We start from the raw sequence: 18,325 nt of genomic DNA on the forward strand, positions 1-18,325 counted from the left end.
TTACTTGATAGCTTGCGATATGGCGCCGTTGCTCTGGTCGTCCTTGGTCGCCGAGGTGACTTCGCCTTTGCGGTATTTGTCGAGAATCACCGACTTGCGCGAGGCGTCGGTCGAGGTGGCGGTGGCCGGGCCGTTGAGATCGCGCGGATCGGCGATCTGGGCGGCCAGGTTCGACGTCACGGCACAGCCGAAATTCTTGTACGGCGTATTGTTGCGCGTCGCCGCCAGGTTTTCCCAGCTCTGGTTGCAGGCATAGGTACGCGCCCGGTAGTTGACGATATTGACCGTGATGATATCGGCGGGTTGGTCCTGGACGCTGAAGGTGCTGACCGAGTCCCCGGGAACATCGCGGCCGACCAGATAGCCGGCGACCGACTGACCGGCCGCCATGGCGTTGGGATCGCCGCTGGTGATGATCTGGATATCGGCCGGCTCACCGCTGGTCCAGGATGCCCGCGAGGCGACCTGATCCAGCGCACGGGCCTGGTTGGCCGAGATGCCGGTTGGATTGATGCGCAGGTTGATGGCGTCGACCTGAGCCTGGGCCGTCAGGGCGTATTGCTCCGTCGGCGTGACCGGGTCCGGCCGGTCCATACGGGCCTGCGAACCGGTGGTCGCACAGGCGGACAACGAGGCCGCAGCCAGCAGGGCCGAGGTCAGCAGCGCGAATCGGGGTGTGAAAACCTGGGTCATGGCGTTTCCTATTCGATCACATAGCCGATGGGGGCCGAGTAGGGCCCGGTCGGCGCGGCTACGGGGCTGCCGGAGGTTTCGGCGCCGGCGGCGATCACCTTGTTGATGCGGCCCAGGAAGACGTCGGCGGCGTCGCTGCCGGGCTCCAGGTTGTCGGCCGGGGTCTGCATCTGGTCGGGATGGGTCGGATCGACAATGTACGGCGTCACGATGACGACCAGCTCTGTCTCGTCATTGAGGAAGTCACGCGAACGGAACAGGGCGCCCAGGACCGGCAGCGAGGTCAGGCCCGGCAGAGAGTCGATCGACTGCTTGTACTTGGATTGCAGCAGTCCGGCGATCATCAGTGACGAGCCCGACTGCATTTCGACCGTCGTTTCGGCGCGCCGGACGCTCAGCGCCGGGATGGTGAAGTTGCTGTTCAGGGCAAAGGAACCGGTATTGGTCAGTTCCGACACTTCGGTCGACAGCTTCATCGAGATGCGACCGCCCGACAGAACGACCGGGGTGAAGCCCAGGCCGACACCGAAGGGCTTGAATTCGACGGTGATGCGGCCCTGGCTGTCCTGGGCCACCGGGACGGGGAATTCGCCGCCGGCCAGGAACTTGGCGGCTTCACCCGACACGGCGGTCAGGTTGGGCTCGGCCAGGGTGCGGATCAGGCCGACGCGTTCGAAGGCCTGCAGACAGGACAGATTGTTCATGCCGCGCAGTCTGTCGAAAGTCGAGGTAAATGCGTCGGTCAGGGTGCCGGTCACGCCGGTATTCGGATCATTGATCGGTGTCGTGATCGAATCATCAACTGTGGTCGTCGTCTTGACCGTATTGTTCTGATTGTAGCACATGCCCTTTCCACCCTGGAAAGTGCCGGTGGCGCCATAGGAATTGGCGCGGCCGAAGGCATAGGATTGCGTGCCGTTATTATAGACGACGTCGGTCGCCAGCCCCAGTTGCTTGATCACCGAACGCTCGACCTCGACGATCCGCACCTTCAGCGTGACCTGGTCCTTGCCGGCAATGCTCATCAGGTTGATGACGTCTTCGGGCTTGGCGGCGTAGCTGGCTGCCAGATGCAGGATCTGGTCGGCCTGGCCGTCCGACTGCGCCAGACCGGACAGGATGATGCGACCGTTCAGGCTCTGGACGTCGACATGGCTGTTGGGGAACAGGCGGTGGACCGTGTCACCCAGCTCGTCGGTCGCCGCTTCGACGCGGATCGACAGGTTGAGGATCTGGCGGCCCATGCCGTCAAAGAAGATGGCGTCGCTCTGTCCGCCTTCCACGCCTAGCACAAAGATGCGACGCGGCGTACGCAGCACGGCGTCGGCCACGGCCGGGTTGGAGACGAAGACGTCGGCGGCGTCGACCGGCAGGTCGATGACGGCTGAACGGCCCTTGGGCAGCCGCAGGACCTGCGTCTTGACCGGAGCGGACTGGGTCTGCACGGTCATGCCGCCTCCGGCATTGCCATTTCCGGACAGCGACCGGTAGGGCACGGGTTCCGCGTGGGCGGCGACCGTGAGAAGGGCGCCCAGGGCGGTGGCGGTTGTCACCGCCGGCAGCGCCTTAACGAAGGACTTCATGAAAGAGCTCATCGGGATACCGTCACCTCTGTGGCTTGGCCATTACGATAGACGCGGACCGGCTGGTCATCATTGCTGCCGGTGGGCGCCATGGTCACCGCGCCCGAAGGTCCGGCGGCGTCAGCGTAGGAACGCAACATCAGCGACAGGGTGCCGGAAGCCTTGGCCAGGGTCACAACCTGACCGTCCTGGGGCGTAACCTCGAGGGTCGCCGTGGCGCCGATGACGCTTTGCTTGTCTTTTTCGGTGGTTACCTGCTGGTCGATGGCCAGCACGCGGATATTGCGCAGAACGGGCTGGACACTGTCGATCGTCCCGCCGCCGCCGCCCTGGCGCTGAAGCTGGTGCGTGACCAGGATGTCGACGCGGTCGCCTGGCAGGATGAAGCCGCCGGCCGTATTGTCGACGCTGACTGGAACGGCGAGGGCGCGCATGCCGGGTTGCAGCATGACGGCCATGAAGCCACCTTCATCAGCGCGGACGATCTTGGCATCGATGATCGGTTCATTGGCCAGGATGTCCTCGCGGGCGACGCCGCCGACATAGGCTTCCTTGCTGGCCGAGGGTGCAACCTTGTCAGCAACGGCCTGGACGACATCACCGGCCTTGCCGGCGACACCGGTCTTGGCTTCCTTGGTCACGACGGGCGCGGCGGGTGCGCCTTCAGCGCCGGCGGCAGCACCATCGGCCGTAGCTGCGGCGGTCACCGAGGCGGGCATGCCGCCATCGACAATATAGGCAGGGTTGAGCGAGTTGACCGGCCAGTCCTGCCAGGTCAGGTCGGCTTCCGTGATGCGTGTGCCGGCCTTGATCTCATGAACGGCAATCAGGACGCGGGCCATCTGTTGCGCCGGCGGTGCTTCAACGGAGGCCTTGGCTTCATGCGAGCCCTTGCCCGAAATCATGCCGCGGACCAGAAAGGCGAGGAGTATGGCGGCGACGGCCGCGACTCCCATTACGACGTAGCGTGACGTCTTCATGCCCGGAACTTCCCTTTTATCGTGACCGGCGCGCAATAGCGCAGCCAGGTCGGCTTGCTTGCAGATTGGGGAAAGCTTGGCTTAAGGTTAGTTAACACTCACCTAAAGAAACCAGAACGCGTGTCGTTTTCCTGAAAAACGGCGCATTTTTTGCTGGGGTGTGCCGAAATGACCCACGCGATGGTTAATCAATCCTGCTAAACGTGCATCAGCAAGGCCAAGATATCGCCCTTCGGCATGGCCAGCAATCCACCGGCGCAGATGGCCAGGCCGTACGGAATTTTGCCTTTCGGATCGAAATGCTGTGCCACCCAGGGCGGCAATTTCGACGCTACGCCCCAGAAGAATTTGCGCATAACCACCAGGCCCAGTGTGAGGGCGCCGCCGGCCAGGGCGGTATAGATCAGCATCGCGACCCAACCGTTGAAGTCGAACCACAGAGACACGGCGGCGATCAGCTTGGCGTCGCCACCACCCATGAATCCAAAGAAAAACAGGGCGACGCCGAGGATAAATCCGATCATGCCCATGACGAGGTGGCCTGGAATATCGCTGCGGTGCATCAGGTCGAAAATCGACGTTCCCTGATCAAACAGAGGCAGTCCGACCAATAACGCAGCCGGCAGGAATGCCAGGGCCAGGATGATGTTCGTCCGGTTGGGAATGGTCATGCTATGGGCGTCGTTGTCCGCCGCCCAGACCAGGCAGGCCGGATAGATCGAAGCGAAGAGCAGGGGTATGCCAATGGGGGGAAGTTGCACGGACGGTATCTCGCATGTGGTAAATGCGTCCGGCGGCGGCCGGTCGCGATGGCGGCCACCGGGCTCCGCGCCGATCGTTTCGCGGCACTTCGGGGTGGTCCTTCAGGGGACCATGTTATTGTAAAGAAACAGGCTTAAAATATGCTTACGGCACCCAGCTTAAATCGCCGGCCGGGCCGGAAATTGAAGATTATCGATTGGTGACTTCTTCGGTGGCGTCGCGGATTTTTTCGTACATGGAGGTCATCGAGTCGCCAAAGGCCGCTATCGCCGATACTATACCAAGGAACAGCAGTGACGCGATCAGCCCGTATTCTATGGCTGTGGCCCCGCTCTCATCCTGTAAAAATCGCCGCAACATGGCTTGGGGTGTCTTTCGGAATGAAAAGAGGCCGCAGATAACTGCTTATCTGCGGCCCCAGATGCCGGCCTGGACCGGTAATACTTTAGTTCGAAGTCTTGACTTACGCGTTGGCGGTGTCGAGTTCGTCCGAGACCTTTTGGAAGGTGTCTTGCAGCGAGCCGGACAGCGTGCCGAGGATCGAGATCAGGGCAACGGCGATCAAGGCGGCGATCAGGCCATATTCAATGGCGGTGGCGCCGGATTCGTCCTTGGCAAAGCGATTGAAGAACTTGGTCATGTGGTTTCTCCTGGGTAAAAAAATGTAAAGCAGTTGATCCATTCATCGTATCGGGGGACCGGTTGAGTGGCTCAAATGCTCCCGAACACGAGATCAATTTAGCGTCGTTTGATTAAATCCAAGTAAATAACGAAGCATATTTGAAATTTTTCTATAGTTAATATTGCTTTACTGTAAATTTGAATTAACCTTAATTACAATTAAGGAAGTTTATGATTGAATTAAAACGAAAATATTCTTATTAATATTGTGTTTAGTAAATTTAAAGATTTCTTATATACCTTCTTTCATAACCGGGCGCTCACGTCCGCCCCTATATTATAGCTGTCAGGCGGCCGCATTCGGCCGCAGTCATCGACCTGAACAGAGGCCGCACATATGAAAAAGATAATTTCGGTAACGCTTTTGACGGCGCTGGGCGTCTTTACAGCGTCCCTGGTCCCTGGTCTGGCTGTGGCCGGGCAGAGAGTCGCGGTGGAAAAGAACCATACACTGCGGGTTACGCTGTCGGCCTCGGCCGGGTCGGTCGTGGTCGGCAATCCGGATATTGCCGACGTCACGGTCATCGACTCGCGCACCATATATATTGTCGGCAAGGGGTTCGGCAGCAGCGCTGTCAATGTCACCGGCCGCGATGGCCGCTCCCTGTTCGACGGTGAGGTCACCGTGACCGCTCCGCAACGCGGCGCCATTACCGTCTACAAGGGCCTGACACCGTCCCTGCTGGTCTGTTCCAATGTCTGTGTCGCCGAAGACGTGACGGCGACCACGGCTGCGGGCGCCGCGGCACCGAACGTTGTCTCGTTTGCGCCCGCTCCGGCACCGGCCGTTTCCGGCCCTGCCGCCATGGCCGCCCAATAGAGCCTATATAGAGCTCAAGCGCCGTCGCACGGGCGCCCCCGATGGCTCGCGCAAACGTGCGCGGCGGGCGGTCGCCCTTGCCAAGTTGCAAAGTCGCAACTTGGAAACGAAAAGACTGCAAGGCGTGCCGCTCGACGGCACGCCTTTTGCAAATCCACCGGCAGGTGGCGTTTCGGAACACTCTGTTATTTCCATGAGGGCCTTAACGGACTGTTGACCGCGCACGTGTAAGACTTGGCCTGCAATATCTGGATTGAGATGAGCAAGAACACCAAACCGCACGAGGGTATCCCTTCTGTTACGCCTTTCCTGAAAGGGTTTGCCCGCAGCCGTGACGGCGCGGCCGCGGTGGAATTTGCCCTGGTCGCCGGCCCTCTGGTTTTCCTTATCTGTGCCTGTATCGAACTGGCCATGGTGATCCTGTTGTCGGTCACGCTCGACAATGCCACCGACGTGGCGTCCCGCCAGATCCGCACCGGCCTGACCACCTCGGCCAATACGTCCGTGACCGCCTTCAAGCAAAAGATCTGCGACAATATGGGCTGGCTGTCCGCCAGCTGCATGGGCAGCCTGAAGGTCGACGTCACCACCTACAGTAATTTTGCCGATGTTCCGACGACCGATCTGCTCAAGAACGGCGCTTTCGATACCGCCAATTTCAAATACAATATCGGCGGCGCTTCCAAGATCCAACTGGTCCGCGCCTATTACGAGTGGCCTCTGATCACACCGTTCCTCAATGCCGGCCTGACGACGCTGAGCAACCAGGATGCGGTGATCACGGCCAAGGTCGTCTTCCGGAATGAGCCCTTCTGATGTTACGTCGCCTCGCCCGCCTGATCTCGCTGAAAGCTTTCCTCAAGGATGAGAGGGGCGTGTCGGCCATCGAATTCGCCATGGTGGCGCCGCTTCTGATCATGGCCTATCTCGGCCTGGCGGAACTGACCCTTGGCATGATGGCGTCGCGCCGCACCTCTCACCTGGCTGCCACGATCGGCGACCTGGCCGCGCAATCGGAAAGCCTGTCGGATAGCAATATCACCGACCTGTGGGCCATCGGCACATCGATGCTGCAACCTTTCAGCACGACGCCGCTCAAGATGCGCCTGACCGAAGTGACCATGAACACCTCCAACAAGGCGGTGGTGGTCTGGTCGAAGGGCAAGGGTTTGAGCGACCTGACGGCAGGTACGGTCATAACGGCGATCACGACCTCGCAGATATCGCAGGGCGAATATCTGATGATGACGGAAGTGCAGTATCAATACACGTCGCCGTTCGGTGATTTCATGCCCGAACTGTTCCCCGATCAGAGAAATTTCAAGGAAGTCTTCTATCACCATCCGCGTAATGGCGCGGCTGTGACGAAAACTTAAGCTTCCAATACCCGTTTGATCAAGGACAGCTTGGTCTCCGTCTCGATGCGCTCGGCCACGGGTTCGCTGTCGGCGACAATGCCCCCGCCGGCCGCCGCGCGGAAATGCCACCGCCCACTGTCGTCATGCTCGAAGGCCAGGGTGCGGATCAGGACGCTGGAATCCATGGCGCCGCCGGCATCGACGAAAAACAACGATCCGCAATAGGGACCGCGCGCCGCCTCCATTTCGCTGATCACCTTCATGGCCTGGACTTTTGGCGCGCCACTGATCGAGCCGGGCGGGAAGGTCGCGGCCAGGACGTCGGCCGCCGTCCGGCCTTCCGCCAGTTGCGCCGTCACGGTCGAGACCAGATGGTGGACATTGGTGTAGGATTCCAACGCGTTCAGGGAGGTCACCGCAACGCTGCCGATTTGCGCCACCTTGGACAGGTCATGGCGCATCAGGTCGACAATCATAAGGTTTTCTGCCCGGTCCTTGGCGCTGGCCAACAATTCCTCGCCCAGAACAGCATCGGACTCGGGCGTGGCACCGCGCGGACGCGTTCCCTTGATGGGCCGGGTTTCCAGCCGACCGTCACCATCGAGACGGATAAAGCGTTCGGGGCTGTTGGAAACCATGGCGCGAGCGTCCAGCCGCAGAAATCCGCCAAACGGCGCCGCGCCCTGGGTATGCAAAGCCTGCATCACCTGTCCCGGTTCGACCCCGGGGCGCAGGCGGCCCGTCCAGCCGCGTGCCAGATTGGCCTGAAACAGGTCACCGGCATGGATCTGACGCACCAGGGCGGCGACCTTGTCCTCATGCACTTCATCGGGCGTTTCCAGATCGAGCCGCCCATCGGCCAGACGCGGTGGGGGCGTGCTCTCGGGTGTTGCGTTCCACTGCGCCGCGATCGCGTCGCAGGCCGCTTGCGCCGCCGACATCGTTTCCCCGCGGCCGACGGCCAGCAGGCTCCGGGTGTGGTGATCAAAGACCAGAACTGCCGGACACAGCATGACCACGAGCTCCGGCCAGGTGGTCCGGCCTTCGATGCGGAATGGGCGCCGTTTCATCCTTTCCAGCCGCAAACCCAGTTCGAAGGAGGCCTGGCCTACCAGACCGCCGGTAAAGGGCGGCAGGTCCGGCCGGTAGTCATCGTGATGGACAAAAGCCGTGGCGTCCTTAAACATGTCGCCGGCGTCGACCGCATCGGCGTAGTCGAGGACGGCGACGGCCTGCGGCGCGGTGATCAGATAACTGTAGCGGCCGAGCTTTCCGCCATCGGACAGGAAGCCGGCGCAGCGGGGTTGCTGCATCCAGCCAGCCAGCCTGTCACGCGGGCTCACATAAGGCAGTGCGGCCGTCACAATATGTTGAAGCCTGGGCAAAAACCGCAACATTCACAGCAACTTGATTCGATTGGAAGGGTTAAGGGACTATGCTGATATCAGGATTTGATCGGGCGCGACAAGGCCCGGTGACGTGTTGATAACGTCGCATGGCCCCCCACTCGACCGGAACCTATGGATGGAGGTCCATTGATCGCACTGGAGCGGATAGCCTGAGGTCGTGAGCAGACCCGCCGGGTTATCCGCTTCTTTTTTAGTGAGTGAGCGATCGATTCCAAACTGCAATTGCAGTTTGGCAAGGGCGACTGCCCGTCGCGCACGTTTGCGCGAGCCATGCGGCTTGAGCTCTATCTAAACGGCGGCTCGTCGAAGGCGCGCAATTTGCGGCTATGCAGGCGGGACCCGAAGTCGCGCAGGATGTTCATCGCCTCGATACCGATATCGATATGTTCGCGAATGGCGCGTTCGTAAAAGTGGTTGGCCTGGCCGGGCAGCTTCAATTCGCCATGCAACGGCTTGTCCGACACACACAGCAGTGTGCCATAGGGGACGCGGAAGCGGTAACCCTGGGCAGCCAGGGTGGCGCTTTCCATGTCGATGGCCACAGCACGCGATTGCGAAAAACGCAGGGCGCTTGACGTATAGCGCAGTTCCCAGTTGCGGTCGTCGGTGGTGACCACGGTGCCGGTGCGCAATCGCTTTTTCAGCGCGTCGCCGTCTTCGCCGGTAATCCGGACGGCCGCCTGGGTCAGGGCCTGCTGGACTTCGGCGATCGGCGGGATAGGGATTTCGCGCGGCAGGACGTCATCCATAATATGGTCGTCGCGCAAATAGGCGTGGGCCAGGACATAGTCGCCGATGCTTTGCGAAGGCCGCAGGCCGCCGCAATGGCCGATCATCAGCCAGACGTGCGGGCGCAGGACCGCCAGGTGGTCGGTGATGTTCTTGGCATTGGATGGGCCGACACCGATATTGACCAGGGTAATGCCCTGACGGCCCTCGGCGATGAGGTGATAGGCCGGCATCTGGTGCTTGCGCCACGGCGAATTGGCGATCAGCTCTTCCGGATTGGGCGTATCCTTGGTGATGGTGATATTGCCGCAGCACGACAGGGCCGTATAGGGGCTGTCGGGGCGCCGCAGTTGTTCCAGGGCGTGGGCGACGAATACATCGACATAGCGATTGTAGTTCGTCATCAGGATAAAGCTTTGGGTATGCTCAGCCGGCGTGCCGGTATAGTGGCGCAGACGGGCCAGGGAAAAATCGGTACGCAGGCCGTCGAACAGGGCCAGCGGCCGGTTGCCGTCATGGTCGCGCATATCGAGCCCGTCGGCGACTTCATTGCCGATCAGAGCCAGTTCGGTCGCCGGGAAATGGCGCATCAGGTCCAGGGCCGACACACTGTTCAGATCCAGCCCGGCGCCGTCCAACACATAGGGATAGGGAATCTCCTGGTCCGACAGGCTGACCGAGCATTCGGCGCCGTAGTCGCGGATCAGCAGGCTGAGCTGTTCTTCGATATGGTCGCCGAACAGGTCGGGACGGGTGATCGAGGAAGCATAGCTGCCCGGCCGCGAAAAGCGGGCAAAGGCGCGGTTGACCTGGGGGTGGCGGCTGTTGAGGACCAGCAGTTCGTCGGCTTCGTCGAGGTGGGTGCCTTTCCACACGACGGTCAGTTTCGGATAACAGTACCGGCCTTCGGCGCGGAGTGTTTTCGATGGCCGCGTCTTGTTCTCGAGATAGGCGTGCAGGTCTTGCTGCAGGGCGGCGACGGCCTGGGCGTAGAGGGTCTTTAGTTGCCCGACGATGGCGGATGCGGAATTCAACATCGCATCCTCTTTTTTCACATGTTTGTTCATGCACGAAGCGTAACAGCGTCACGCCGCTTCGCCAAGGCCACGCGCGTCACTTTTTGCAACCGATTCCTTGCCATTACGGGGCAGGCGGATGATTTTCTGATGACGTGATCAGGCGATATTTTAATTTCGCGGGGAGACGCAGTAAGAAGAGCAAGAAACCCCACCACCACCCTGCGCCAATGCTTCGCTCCACTTCGCAATGTCTTGGGCGGTCCCCCTCCCCAAATTTCTTCGAAATTCAGGGACGTAAAAGAAGATGCTTTTTTCTTATACATCCCTGGCCCGAAGGGACGGGGAGGGGACCACACGAGGAAATGCGTAGCGTAGCGAAGCATTGACGAGATGTGTGCCTGCCGGCGAGGCTGGTGGGGTTTCTTGCTTTCTTAGGGCCTAAACCCCCATCGCCATCGGCTTGAGACCCAGTTCGCGCATCAGGTGGGCATCGGTTCCCGGCTGCGGATTGGGTGTGGTCAGCAGTGTGTCGCCGACGAAGATCGAATTGGCGCCGGCCAGGAAACACAGGGCCTGCAATTCCTCGCTCATCTCGGTGCGGCCGGCCGACAGGCGGACCATGGAGCGCGGGAACATGATGCGCGCAGCGGCGATGGTGCGGACAAATTCGAGACCGGAAATGCCGCCGTCAGGGCCGACCTTGTCGCCCAGCGGCGTGCCGGCAATGGCGACCAGGTTGTTGATCGGGATCGATTCCGGCGGATGATCCAGGGCAGCCAGCTGATGCAGGAAGGACATCCGGTCGGCGCGGCTTTCGCCCATGCCGACAATGCCGCCGCAGCACGTCTTCATGCCGGCGTCGGCCACGGCCTGCAGCGTATCAAGGCGGTCCTGATAGGTCCGCGTGGTGACGACGCTGGCGTAATATTCCGGCGAGGTATCGAGATTGTGGTTGTAATAGTCGAGCCCCGCGTCTTTCAGGGCCACCGCCTGGTCGGGCCGCAACATGCCGAGCGTCGCACAGGTCTCCAGCCCAAGTGCCTTGACGCCGCCGATCATCTCGGCCAGGGCCGGGACATCGCGGTCCTTCAGGTCGCGCCACGCCGCACCCATGCAAAAACGCTGGGCGCCGCCGTCCCTGGCCTTGCGCGCTTCGCTCAGGACGGACTCGACGGCCATCAGGCGCGAGGCCTTCAGGCCGGTATCGAAATGCGCCGATTGTGAACAGTAGCCGCAGTTTTCCGCGCAACCGCCCGTCTTGATGGACAGAAGCTGCGACAGCTGGACTTCATTGGGGTCGAAGTTTTCGCGGTGAACGGTTGCGGCCCGAAAGACCAGCTCCATAAAGGGCAGGTCGAACAGCTCGGTGATTTCGTCCATGTCCCACATATCTCGTCCTCCGTCGGACGGCTTATGCCCGCACGGCGCCGATCAGGCAATCAGGAATTGGGGTGGGACGGCATCGGTCAGCCACACACCGTTGTCGGCACGGAAAAAACTGTGGCCCTGGGCCTGCATGGCGGTGGCGTCGACGCGGAAAATAAACGGTTTGCCGTGACGCTGGCCGACCTTGACGGCGGTGTCTTCGTCCAGGGACAGGTGAACCTGCTGGCGCTTTTGCGGCTTCAGGCCTTCGGCGCGAATGGCGTCGACAAAGCGCGTCGCTGTGCCATGGAACAGGATGTCGGGCGGCGTTACCGGCGCCAGGCCCAACTCGACCTCGACCGAATGGCCCTGGGCGGCGCGGATCCGCGTCTCGTCAGGTGACAGCGTAAAACGCTTCTTGTCATTATTGGCGACCACGCGGTGCAGGTCGCTGAAGGAAATGTTTTTACCCTTCGCGGCGGACTTGGCCAGCAGATCGGCCACCGAGGTCCAGCCTTGCTTGTCCAATTCAAGACGAAGGGTCTGTGGTTTGTGGCGCAGGACCAGGCTGAGGAATTTGCTTATCTCTATATCGTTCATGGCCGCGCCAATAGCACGGCCCAGCGGTTTTTTATGCACATCTGAAACGAACCGCATCGTTTTTGCAGCGGTAGTGACCTTAGGCTCACAGTTATGTACGAATCCGGTGAACGCTCGATCGACTATGTCAAACAGGCGCGCAGCCACGGTTTGCGCTATGTCACGGATATCAAACCCGGCATTACGCGCCGCAAACGCGGCAAGCATTTTATCTATCTCGACCCGAAGGGCGAGCCCATCCGCGATGAAGAAGAGATCGCCCGCATCCGCCGCCTGGCCATTCCGCCGGCCTATCGTGACGTGTGGATCTGCCCCAATGCCAATGGCCATATCCAGGCGACCGGCATCGATGCCCGCGGCCGCAAGCAGTATCGCTATCACCCCGAATGGCGGTCGTGGCGCGATACAAGCAAGTTCAGCCATATCCTCAATTTCGGCGATGCCTTGCCGGCCCTGCGCGCCACGGTGTCCGAACACATGGCGCAACGTGGCCTGGGGCGCGACAAGGTGCTGGCCACCGTTGTCGCCCTGCTGGACAAGACGCTCATTCGTGTCGGCAATGCCGAATATTCACGCCAGAACAAGTCGTTCGGCCTGACCACCTTGCGCGACGATCACGTCGACATTTCGGGCACGACCGTCCGTTTTCGCTTCATGGGCAAGTCAGGAAAGGAATGGAACCTGTCGCTCAACGATCGCCGCATTGCGCGCGTGGTCAAGGCCTGCGCCGACATCGAAGGCCAGGAACTGTTCAAATATGTCGATGACGGCGGTGTGGTGCGCGACGTCACCTCGGGTGACGTTAATGCCTATTTGCGCGAGGTCACCGGCCAGCCCTTTACGGCCAAGGATTTCCGCACCTGGGCGGCGACCACCCTGGCGGCGGTGGCCTTGCAGGACTTCGAGCCCTGCGACAGCGATCGCCAGATCAAGCGCAATGTCCGTGAGGCTATCGAGGCGGTGGCGAAAAAGCTGGGTAATACGCCGACCATTTGCCGCAAGTGTTATGTCCACCCGGAAATCGTCAAGGCCTATGCCGACGGCCGGATGGGCGACATCGCCCTGACGCCGGAGATGAGCCTTCAGGACGCCGAAGCCTGCGTCCTGAAGTACCTGAAGCGAAAACTAGCTCATTAAGCCCGGCAGAAACGGCTGACCTGTTATCGCCAGGCCGAAAGTGTAGACAGCGAGGGCTGTGCCGATAACTGCAGCCATCACTATCGCGAACCAGCGCACGGGTGCCGGCCAGGTAGCGATCGCGGCGGCCAAGAGCGGCAGTCCCTGTTCCATATGGACGCCGAAGAAATGCGGTACGCGCAGGTCGCCGCCCAGGCGATTCCAGCCGAAGATCGGGAAGTGCCCGCCTTCTATGCCAATCGCATGACCATCCTGCGAGCCCATATATATGCCGGCGCCTCCCCCCAGCACGAAGGACAGAACCAGGCCCGTGACAACGGCGAAGCGATAATCCGGACGCAGGTTGGCGACGGGTCGGCGGGCGATTTCCCACGCCAGCGGCAGGAAAGTCGATACGCCCAGCACGGCCAGAATTCCCATCAAGGTATACATGACAGAGAAAAACCGGGTTGACGTGTTGAAGTGCGAAGCCAGGCCATGGGCGGCCTGCCAGGCGATCCAGGCGTCTTCGAGGCAGCCGAAGACGAGCAGCATCCACACCACATACAGCATGGCCGGGCGGTTGCGATTTTCGGGCCGGACATAGCCGAAGAACCAGGCCGTGGTCAGATAAAGAACGGCGACCGAGAAGAAGAACTTGGTCGGCTTGACCCAGACTTCGACGCCGTCGAGTTGACGCGGATCGATGGACTGGAGCACCAGGCCTGCCGCGGTGAGGGCCAGCATGAGCCATCCGAATACGGCCAGCAGGGGTTGGCGATGATAGAGTATGCGCAGGAGAGACATGACTCAAGCCCCTTTTGACTGGGTACGAAAGGCGCGCAGGGCGAGATAGAGCAGGTAGCCGGCCGGGCCGAACAGGAAGGTCAGGACCAGGCAGGGGATGACGAGCAAACGCCAAACCTTGCGGGCTAAAGCGTCTTCGACGATCCACACGCCGACGAACAGGTCGAAGGCGAGGTAGTGCAGCCAGCCGGCGGTCAGGGCGTTGTCGTTCATGAACAGGGCGCGGACCTGGGCGATCGAGCCGAAGCCGCCGTCGTGGAAGGCGTCACGGCCCAAGGCGATCAAGGTAATATAGGCGATGGCCAGCAGGCCCGGAATGATGAAGCGCACGACCGTCACGACGGGCCCGCGTGCCGGCGCGACAAACAACGCCACCAGCAGGCCAAGCCATCCGGTCATGGCCAGCAGATTGCCAAGGGAAAACAGATGAGACGCCATCATAACCTCCGCTTTGCGATTTGAATTAAACAGTGTATAGATGGAATAGACTGCAATTTCGACACCGTCAAGATAGAATTTGAACGCTGTATAGATTATGCCTGACGACCTGCCTGAAAAATCGCGCTATCACCACGGCGACCTGCGCCATGCCCTGATTGTCGCCGCCGAGTCGATCCTGTTGGAACGCGGGGTCGAAGGCTTTTCCCTGCGTGAAGCCGCGCGGCGCGCCGGCGTGTCTCCGGGAGCGCCCGCCCACCATTTCGGTGATGCGCGCGGCCTTTTGACCGTCATCGCCACCCTGGGATTCGAAAACCTGAGTGCAGCGCTCGACGCGGCCAATCAGGCGGCCGGCCCCGATCGCCGCGACAGGCTGGTAGCTCAGGGCAGGGCCTATGTTGGTTTTGCCATGGCGCAGCCGGCGCGCTTCGACTTGATGTGGCGGCAGGACCTGTTCAATCCCAACGATCCGGCGCATCAGGCGGCGGCGGCCCGTGCCTATGCCCTGCTGCATGAGATGGTGACGGGAGAGAGCTGGGCGATGCCGTGCCCGGACGAACCCTACCACCCCGATCCGCGCGTCATTGCGGCCTGGTCGACGGTCCATGGCTTTGCCTGCCTGGCGCGGCAGAACAGCTTTGACCCCAAGGCGCCAGGCCTGCTGGACGGCGTCCTGGCCTGCCTTAACATATGATATAAAGATATGTTTATATCTTTATTGCGTCCGGAAGCTCGGATAGGTATAACCGGTTAAATCTCAAGAACCGGAATCCGATCATGACAGACTATATCGTACGCGACCTCTCGCTTGCCGCCTGGGGCCGCAAGGAAATCGACATCGCCGAGGGCGAAATGCCGGGCCTGATGGCCACCCGCGCCGAATTCGGCAAGGACAAGCCGCTAAAAGGAGCGCGCATCGCCGGTTCGCTGCACATGACCATCCAGACGGCCGTGCTGATCGAAACCCTGCAGGCGCTGGGCGCCGAGGTCCGCTGGGCGTCGTGCAACATCTTTTCGACCCAGGACCACGCCGCCGCCGCCATCGCCGCGGTCGGCACACCGGTTTTCGCCATCAAGGGCGAAACCCTGGAAGAATACTGGGACTACGCCCACAAGATCTTCGAATGGCACGACGGCGGCTACCCCAACCTGATCCTCGATGACGGCGGCGACGCTACCCTGCTGTGCGTTCTGGGCCCCAAGGCGGAAAAGGACATCTCCTTGCTGTCCAACCCGACCAATGAGGAAGAAGAAGCGCTGTACAAGGTGATGAAGCGCTATATCGCCGAAAAGCCCGGCTTCTATTCGGCGATCGCCGCCAGCATCACCGGCGTGTCGGAAGAAACCACGACCGGCGTCCACCGCCTGTACGCCATGGCGCAAAAGGGCGAGCTGCCCTTCCCGGCGATCAATGTCAACGACTCGGTCACCAAGTCGAAGTTCGACAACCTGTATGGCTGCCGGGAATCGCTGGTCGACGCCATCCGCCGCGCCACCGACGTCATGCTGGCCGGCAAGGTCGCGGTCGTCCTGGGCTATGGCGATGTCGGCAAGGGTTCGGCCGCATCTCTGCGCAACGGCGGCGCCCGCGTCATCGTCACCGAAGTCGATCCGATCTGCGCCCTGCAGGCGGCGATGGAAGGTTATGAAGTCCGCACGATGGAAGAGGTCGCCTCGGTCGGCGATATCTTCTGTACTGCAACGGGCAACAAGGACGTCCTGCGCCTCGAACATATGCGCGAGATGAAGCACAATGCTATCGTGTGCAACATCGGCCACTTCGACTCGGAAATCCAGATCGCGTCCTTGCGTAACTTCAAGTGGGACGAGATCAAGCCGCAGGTCCACCATGTCGAATTCCCGGACGGCAAGAAGATCATCGTCCTGTCGGAAGGCCGCCTGGTCAATCTGGGCAATGCGACGGGTCACCCGTCCTTCGTCATGTCGGCCTCGTTCACCAACCAGACCCTGGCGCAACTCGAACTGTGGGTGAACGGCAAGTCATACGAGAACAAGGTCTATACCCTGCCGAAGCGCCTCGACGAAAAGGTCGCCATGCTGCATCTGGCCAAGCTGGGCGTGAAGCTGACCGTGCTGGCCCAGGACCAGGCCGACTATATCGGCGTGCCGGTCGAAGGCCCGTTCAAGCCGGATCATTACCGGTACTAAGCCTCATCCCAAAGTCCCTCGCCTATGGCTCGGTGTACTTTGCGATGGAATTGAAGCGGCGCTTCCGAAAGGGAGCGCCGTTTTTCTTGGTGAATGTCCGTGATAGTCTTAATCTTCCTCTTCCCGTTTACGGGGAGAGGGTGGCGCGAAGCGCCGGGTGAGGGGCATTCCACTACAGAAGCTACCACTCGGTCAGTTGCCCGCGGTTGCCACGGGAAAGTTCTTGCGCTGGATGGTCCATTCCGGATCCGAGCAGATACCGCAGGCGTCCCCGACAAAATAGGCCTCTGCCGACTTATCACCGCGCAGCTGCCATTCCAGCCAGGCGCTTGCGACCTTGGCCGACGATCCGCCATTGGGCTTCAGGAAGTCACCGCCATGCGTGGCGCTATTGTTGGCGACCATGACCGGCACATGATTGATGCGCTGGAAATCGTCCATGCCGTTATTATAGGCGATATCCTTGGGCCCACCCAGGATATAGAGGACCGGCGTATGCAGCGTGTTTAGCGTCGCCTTGGTAACATTCAGCGCCGACAGGAAGTTCGCGCCGTCGGGAAAGGTGCCGCTGTTGTCGATGATCACAGCCTTGACGCGGGGATCGCCAGCCAGGGCCAGGGCTTGAATACCGCCACAGCTAAAGCCGGAAACAGCGATTTTTTGCGGATCGATCTTGCCGTAGTAGGGACTGCCGGGGCGTGCGTTTTCAGCCAAGGCCCATTCCAGGCCGGCCTTGACGTCGGCGCTGGTGGTCTGCAGCTGGAACTGCGGTGCGTCCGCCGCGCGCGGTGGCGCCGGAGTCGAGCCGGGGCCGGAATAGATGCCACCCGGGGCAATAACCACATAGCCATGCGACGCGACCTCGGCCAGATGCAAGCGCGAACTGGCGCCGTCATTCGAGCAGGCGCCATTGCCCCAGGCGACGATGCCGAGCTGGCCCGCGGCGACTTTGGACAGGTCTTTGGGTCGATAAACCACGTGATTAGCAAGGCCGGCGTCCTGTTCCTTCGTCGCCGGAAAGGCGCCGGTGCCTTCGGTGTCAGGCGTTGCTGCATAGGCCGCCTGATCGGCATCGGACTTCGCCTTTTCTTCGGGGGTTTGCTGCGGGAAGGCCGGCGGCCCCGGTGGCGGCGCATTCTGGGCGATGGTGGCGCTGCCCATGGTCAGGGACAGAGACAGGATGGCAATGGCGGCTATGGCACGGGCGCGTTTCATGATTCCCTCGATCTATCGCTTCAGGCGATTATGTCAGACAAAATAGCAGGGGAGCCCACGCGCGTCATCAAAAAAGCAAGGGAGATCGGCGGGACGCGGCCGTCAAGGCGGAGTTTAAGGTTGGGAAATCCTTCACCCTTCAACGAAATTACTGCTACTCAGGCGATGGCCGTTTGATATTACGCGGCTATTGGTTAGACATAATGTGAGATGCTCTGGACTGGCAAAGATGTCGAAGCTTGAACTCTATACGGTCCTTGTCGAATGCGAAGGCGGGAGTTACGTCTCCCAGTTTATGGCCGCGGATGAGACGGCCGCACTGCTTTGCTGGTGCGATGCGTTTATGAAAGGCGAGGGCGTCCCGAAAAATTTGAGCCGCCTGCCGAACGCTGTCCGTAAGGAATTAAGCGGTTGGCATAAGCCCGAGTCGTTGATGGGCGTGTCGCATGCGGGGTGTCTTACTGTGACCTATCGGTCAAAATTCACACTGTTCAATATCGTCAAGACAGTCGGTAATTTCGACAGTCCATTACCAACTGCCGAATTCCCCAACGAATTCCTCCGTTAGGTGCGGAAGGAGC

The 18,325-nt window shown here is 60.8% G+C and carries 20 protein-coding genes; 7 read left to right on the plus strand and 13 right to left on the minus strand.

Going from position 1 to position 18,325, the window contains the following annotated elements; all coding sequences use genetic code 11:
• The 6 genes from AC1DXO_RS05575 to AC1DXO_RS05600 all read right to left on the minus strand — a co-directional run bounded on the left by AC1DXO_RS05575 (position 1) and on the right by AC1DXO_RS05600 (position 4,658).
• Positions 1 to 693 carry a CpaD family pilus assembly lipoprotein gene (locus AC1DXO_RS05575; RefSeq protein ID WP_476977105.1) on the minus strand — a complete coding sequence of 231 codons (693 nt, stop codon included), beginning with the start codon at positions 691 to 693 and terminating at the stop codon, positions 1 to 3.
• Between the two features lie 8 nt (positions 694 to 701).
• Positions 702 to 2,276: a type II and III secretion system protein family protein gene (locus AC1DXO_RS05580; protein ID WP_476977106.1), complete on the minus strand. Its 1,575-nt coding sequence runs from the start codon at positions 2,274 to 2,276 to the stop codon at positions 702 to 704.
• A gap of 8 nt (positions 2,277 to 2,284) precedes the next feature.
• Positions 2,285 to 3,256, minus strand: a complete 972-nt coding sequence (gene cpaB, locus AC1DXO_RS05585; protein WP_476977107.1) for a Flp pilus assembly protein CpaB — start codon at positions 3,254 to 3,256, stop codon at positions 2,285 to 2,287.
• Positions 3,257 to 3,453: 197 nt separating this feature from the next.
• Complete coding sequence (locus AC1DXO_RS05590; RefSeq protein ID WP_476977108.1) at positions 3,454 to 4,017, minus strand: A24 family peptidase; 564 nt, start codon at positions 4,015 to 4,017, stop codon at positions 3,454 to 3,456.
• A gap of 190 nt (positions 4,018 to 4,207) precedes the next feature.
• Positions 4,208 to 4,378, minus strand: a complete 171-nt coding sequence (locus AC1DXO_RS05595; protein WP_476977109.1) for a Flp family type IVb pilin — start codon at positions 4,376 to 4,378, stop codon at positions 4,208 to 4,210.
• Between the two features lie 103 nt (positions 4,379 to 4,481).
• The gene (locus AC1DXO_RS05600) at positions 4,482 to 4,658 is read right to left on the minus strand and encodes a Flp family type IVb pilin (protein ID WP_476977110.1); all 177 of its coding nucleotides are present in this window, start codon (positions 4,656 to 4,658) and stop codon (positions 4,482 to 4,484) included.
• Positions 4,659 to 5,036: 378 nt separating this feature from the next.
• Here AC1DXO_RS05600 and AC1DXO_RS05605 point away from each other — a divergent pair, with 378 nt between their 5' ends.
• The 3 genes from AC1DXO_RS05605 to AC1DXO_RS05615 all read left to right on the plus strand — a co-directional run bounded on the left by AC1DXO_RS05605 (position 5,037) and on the right by AC1DXO_RS05615 (position 6,895).
• On the plus strand, positions 5,037 to 5,519 hold the full coding sequence (locus AC1DXO_RS05605) for a pilus assembly protein N-terminal domain-containing protein (protein ID WP_476977111.1): 483 nt from the start codon (positions 5,037 to 5,039) through the stop codon (positions 5,517 to 5,519).
• A 258-nt stretch (positions 5,520 to 5,777) separates the two neighbouring features.
• A complete protein-coding gene (locus tag AC1DXO_RS05610; protein WP_476977112.1) occupies positions 5,778 to 6,335 on the plus strand; it encodes a TadE/TadG family type IV pilus assembly protein in 558 nt (185 codons plus the stop codon).
• The gene (locus AC1DXO_RS05615; RefSeq protein WP_476977113.1) at positions 6,335 to 6,895 is read left to right on the plus strand and encodes a TadE/TadG family type IV pilus assembly protein; all 561 of its coding nucleotides are present in this window, start codon (positions 6,335 to 6,337) and stop codon (positions 6,893 to 6,895) included. The genes AC1DXO_RS05610 and AC1DXO_RS05615 overlap by 1 nt, the downstream gene beginning before the upstream one ends.
• Here the strand turns inward: AC1DXO_RS05615 and AC1DXO_RS05620 are convergent.
• The 4 genes from AC1DXO_RS05620 to AC1DXO_RS05635 all read right to left on the minus strand — a co-directional run bounded on the left by AC1DXO_RS05620 (position 6,892) and on the right by AC1DXO_RS05635 (position 11,999).
• Positions 6,892 to 8,190, minus strand: a complete 1,299-nt coding sequence (locus AC1DXO_RS05620) for an anthranilate synthase component I family protein (RefSeq protein ID WP_476977114.1) — start codon at positions 8,188 to 8,190, stop codon at positions 6,892 to 6,894. The two genes, AC1DXO_RS05615 and AC1DXO_RS05620, sit on opposite strands and share 4 nt — an antisense overlap.
• Positions 8,191 to 8,570: 380 nt before the next feature.
• Positions 8,571 to 10,082 carry an AMP nucleosidase gene (locus AC1DXO_RS05625; protein WP_476977115.1) on the minus strand — a complete coding sequence of 504 codons (1,512 nt, stop codon included), beginning with the start codon at positions 10,080 to 10,082 and terminating at the stop codon, positions 8,571 to 8,573.
• Between the two features lie 390 nt (positions 10,083 to 10,472).
• Positions 10,473 to 11,423 carry a biotin synthase BioB gene (bioB, locus tag AC1DXO_RS05630; RefSeq protein ID WP_476977116.1) on the minus strand — a complete coding sequence of 317 codons (951 nt, stop codon included), beginning with the start codon at positions 11,421 to 11,423 and terminating at the stop codon, positions 10,473 to 10,475.
• Positions 11,424 to 11,465: 42 nt separating this feature from the next.
• The gene (locus AC1DXO_RS05635) at positions 11,466 to 11,999 is read right to left on the minus strand and encodes an RNA 2'-phosphotransferase (RefSeq protein ID WP_476977117.1); all 534 of its coding nucleotides are present in this window, start codon (positions 11,997 to 11,999) and stop codon (positions 11,466 to 11,468) included.
• 93 nt (positions 12,000 to 12,092) lie between these two features.
• Here AC1DXO_RS05635 and AC1DXO_RS05640 point away from each other — a divergent pair, with 93 nt between their 5' ends.
• Positions 12,093 to 13,136: a DNA topoisomerase IB gene (locus tag AC1DXO_RS05640; RefSeq protein ID WP_476977118.1), complete on the plus strand. Its 1,044-nt coding sequence runs from the start codon at positions 12,093 to 12,095 to the stop codon at positions 13,134 to 13,136.
• Here AC1DXO_RS05640 and AC1DXO_RS05645 read toward each other — a convergent pair.
• Together AC1DXO_RS05645 and AC1DXO_RS05650 are read right to left on the minus strand one after the other, a co-directional pair.
• Positions 13,125 to 13,922 (minus strand): hypothetical protein, encoded by a 798-nt coding sequence (locus AC1DXO_RS05645; protein WP_476977119.1) that lies wholly within the window; start codon positions 13,920 to 13,922, stop codon positions 13,125 to 13,127. The two genes, AC1DXO_RS05640 and AC1DXO_RS05645, sit on opposite strands and share 12 nt — an antisense overlap.
• Positions 13,923 to 13,925: 3 nt before the next feature.
• Positions 13,926 to 14,360 (minus strand): ABA4-like family protein, encoded by a 435-nt coding sequence (locus tag AC1DXO_RS05650; RefSeq protein WP_476977120.1) that lies wholly within the window; start codon positions 14,358 to 14,360, stop codon positions 13,926 to 13,928.
• A gap of 97 nt (positions 14,361 to 14,457) precedes the next feature.
• On the opposite strand from AC1DXO_RS05650, the gene AC1DXO_RS05655 reads away from it, so the two are divergent.
• Both AC1DXO_RS05655 and ahcY read left to right on the plus strand, forming a co-directional pair.
• Complete coding sequence (locus AC1DXO_RS05655) at positions 14,458 to 15,054, plus strand: TetR/AcrR family transcriptional regulator (protein ID WP_476977121.1); 597 nt, start codon at positions 14,458 to 14,460, stop codon at positions 15,052 to 15,054.
• 83 nt (positions 15,055 to 15,137) lie between these two features.
• Positions 15,138 to 16,529 (plus strand): adenosylhomocysteinase, encoded by a 1,392-nt coding sequence (gene ahcY, locus AC1DXO_RS05660; RefSeq protein ID WP_476977122.1) that lies wholly within the window; start codon positions 15,138 to 15,140, stop codon positions 16,527 to 16,529.
• Positions 16,530 to 16,721: 192 nt separating this feature from the next.
• Here the strand turns inward: ahcY and AC1DXO_RS05665 are convergent, their stop codons facing one another.
• Positions 16,722 to 17,744, minus strand: coding sequence for a dienelactone hydrolase family protein (locus AC1DXO_RS05665; RefSeq protein ID WP_476977123.1), 1,023 nt, complete (start codon positions 17,742 to 17,744; stop codon positions 16,722 to 16,724).
• 229 nt (positions 17,745 to 17,973) lie between these two features.
• Here AC1DXO_RS05665 and AC1DXO_RS05670 point away from each other — a divergent pair, with 229 nt between their 5' ends.
• Positions 17,974 to 18,312 carry a hypothetical protein gene (locus tag AC1DXO_RS05670; RefSeq protein WP_476977124.1) on the plus strand — a complete coding sequence of 113 codons (339 nt, stop codon included), beginning with the start codon at positions 17,974 to 17,976 and terminating at the stop codon, positions 18,310 to 18,312.
• Positions 18,313 to 18,325 lie beyond the last annotated feature (13 nt).

The sequence above is a fragment of the Asticcacaulis sp. P2_C5 genome (genome assembly GCF_056404555.1).

Coding starts and splice junctions, on each gene's coding strand:
- AC1DXO_RS05575 (WP_476977105.1), bottom strand. CDS start 693: ATGACCCAGGTTTTCACACCCCGATTCGCGCTGCTGACCTCGGCCCTG.
- AC1DXO_RS05580 (WP_476977106.1), bottom strand. CDS start 2,276: ATGAAGTCCTTCGTTAAGGCGCTGCCGGCGGTGACAACCGCCACCGCC.
- cpaB (WP_476977107.1), bottom strand. CDS start 3,256: ATGAAGACGTCACGCTACGTCGTAATGGGAGTCGCGGCCGTCGCCGCC.
- AC1DXO_RS05595 (WP_476977109.1), bottom strand. CDS start 4,378: ATGTTGCGGCGATTTTTACAGGATGAGAGCGGGGCCACAGCCATAGAA.
- AC1DXO_RS05600 (WP_476977110.1), bottom strand. CDS start 4,658: ATGACCAAGTTCTTCAATCGCTTTGCCAAGGACGAATCCGGCGCCACC.
- AC1DXO_RS05605 (WP_476977111.1), top strand. CDS start 5,037: ATGAAAAAGATAATTTCGGTAACGCTTTTGACGGCGCTGGGCGTCTTT.
- AC1DXO_RS05610 (WP_476977112.1), top strand. CDS start 5,778: ATGAGCAAGAACACCAAACCGCACGAGGGTATCCCTTCTGTTACGCCT.
- AC1DXO_RS05615 (WP_476977113.1), top strand. CDS start 6,335: ATGTTACGTCGCCTCGCCCGCCTGATCTCGCTGAAAGCTTTCCTCAAG.
- AC1DXO_RS05620 (WP_476977114.1), bottom strand. CDS start 8,190: ATGCAGCAACCCCGCTGCGCCGGCTTCCTGTCCGATGGCGGAAAGCTC.
- AC1DXO_RS05625 (WP_476977115.1), bottom strand. CDS start 10,082: ATGAACAAACATGTGAAAAAAGAGGATGCGATGTTGAATTCCGCATCC.
- bioB (WP_476977116.1), bottom strand. CDS start 11,423: ATGTGGGACATGGACGAAATCACCGAGCTGTTCGACCTGCCCTTTATG.
- AC1DXO_RS05635 (WP_476977117.1), bottom strand. CDS start 11,999: ATGAACGATATAGAGATAAGCAAATTCCTCAGCCTGGTCCTGCGCCAC.
- AC1DXO_RS05640 (WP_476977118.1), top strand. CDS start 12,093: ATGTACGAATCCGGTGAACGCTCGATCGACTATGTCAAACAGGCGCGC.
- AC1DXO_RS05645 (WP_476977119.1), bottom strand. CDS start 13,922: ATGTCTCTCCTGCGCATACTCTATCATCGCCAACCCCTGCTGGCCGTA.
- AC1DXO_RS05650 (WP_476977120.1), bottom strand. CDS start 14,360: ATGGCGTCTCATCTGTTTTCCCTTGGCAATCTGCTGGCCATGACCGGA.
- AC1DXO_RS05655 (WP_476977121.1), top strand. CDS start 14,458: ATGCCTGACGACCTGCCTGAAAAATCGCGCTATCACCACGGCGACCTG.
- ahcY (WP_476977122.1), top strand. CDS start 15,138: ATGACAGACTATATCGTACGCGACCTCTCGCTTGCCGCCTGGGGCCGC.
- AC1DXO_RS05665 (WP_476977123.1), bottom strand. CDS start 17,744: ATGAAACGCGCCCGTGCCATAGCCGCCATTGCCATCCTGTCTCTGTCC.
- AC1DXO_RS05670 (WP_476977124.1), top strand. CDS start 17,974: ATGTCGAAGCTTGAACTCTATACGGTCCTTGTCGAATGCGAAGGCGGG.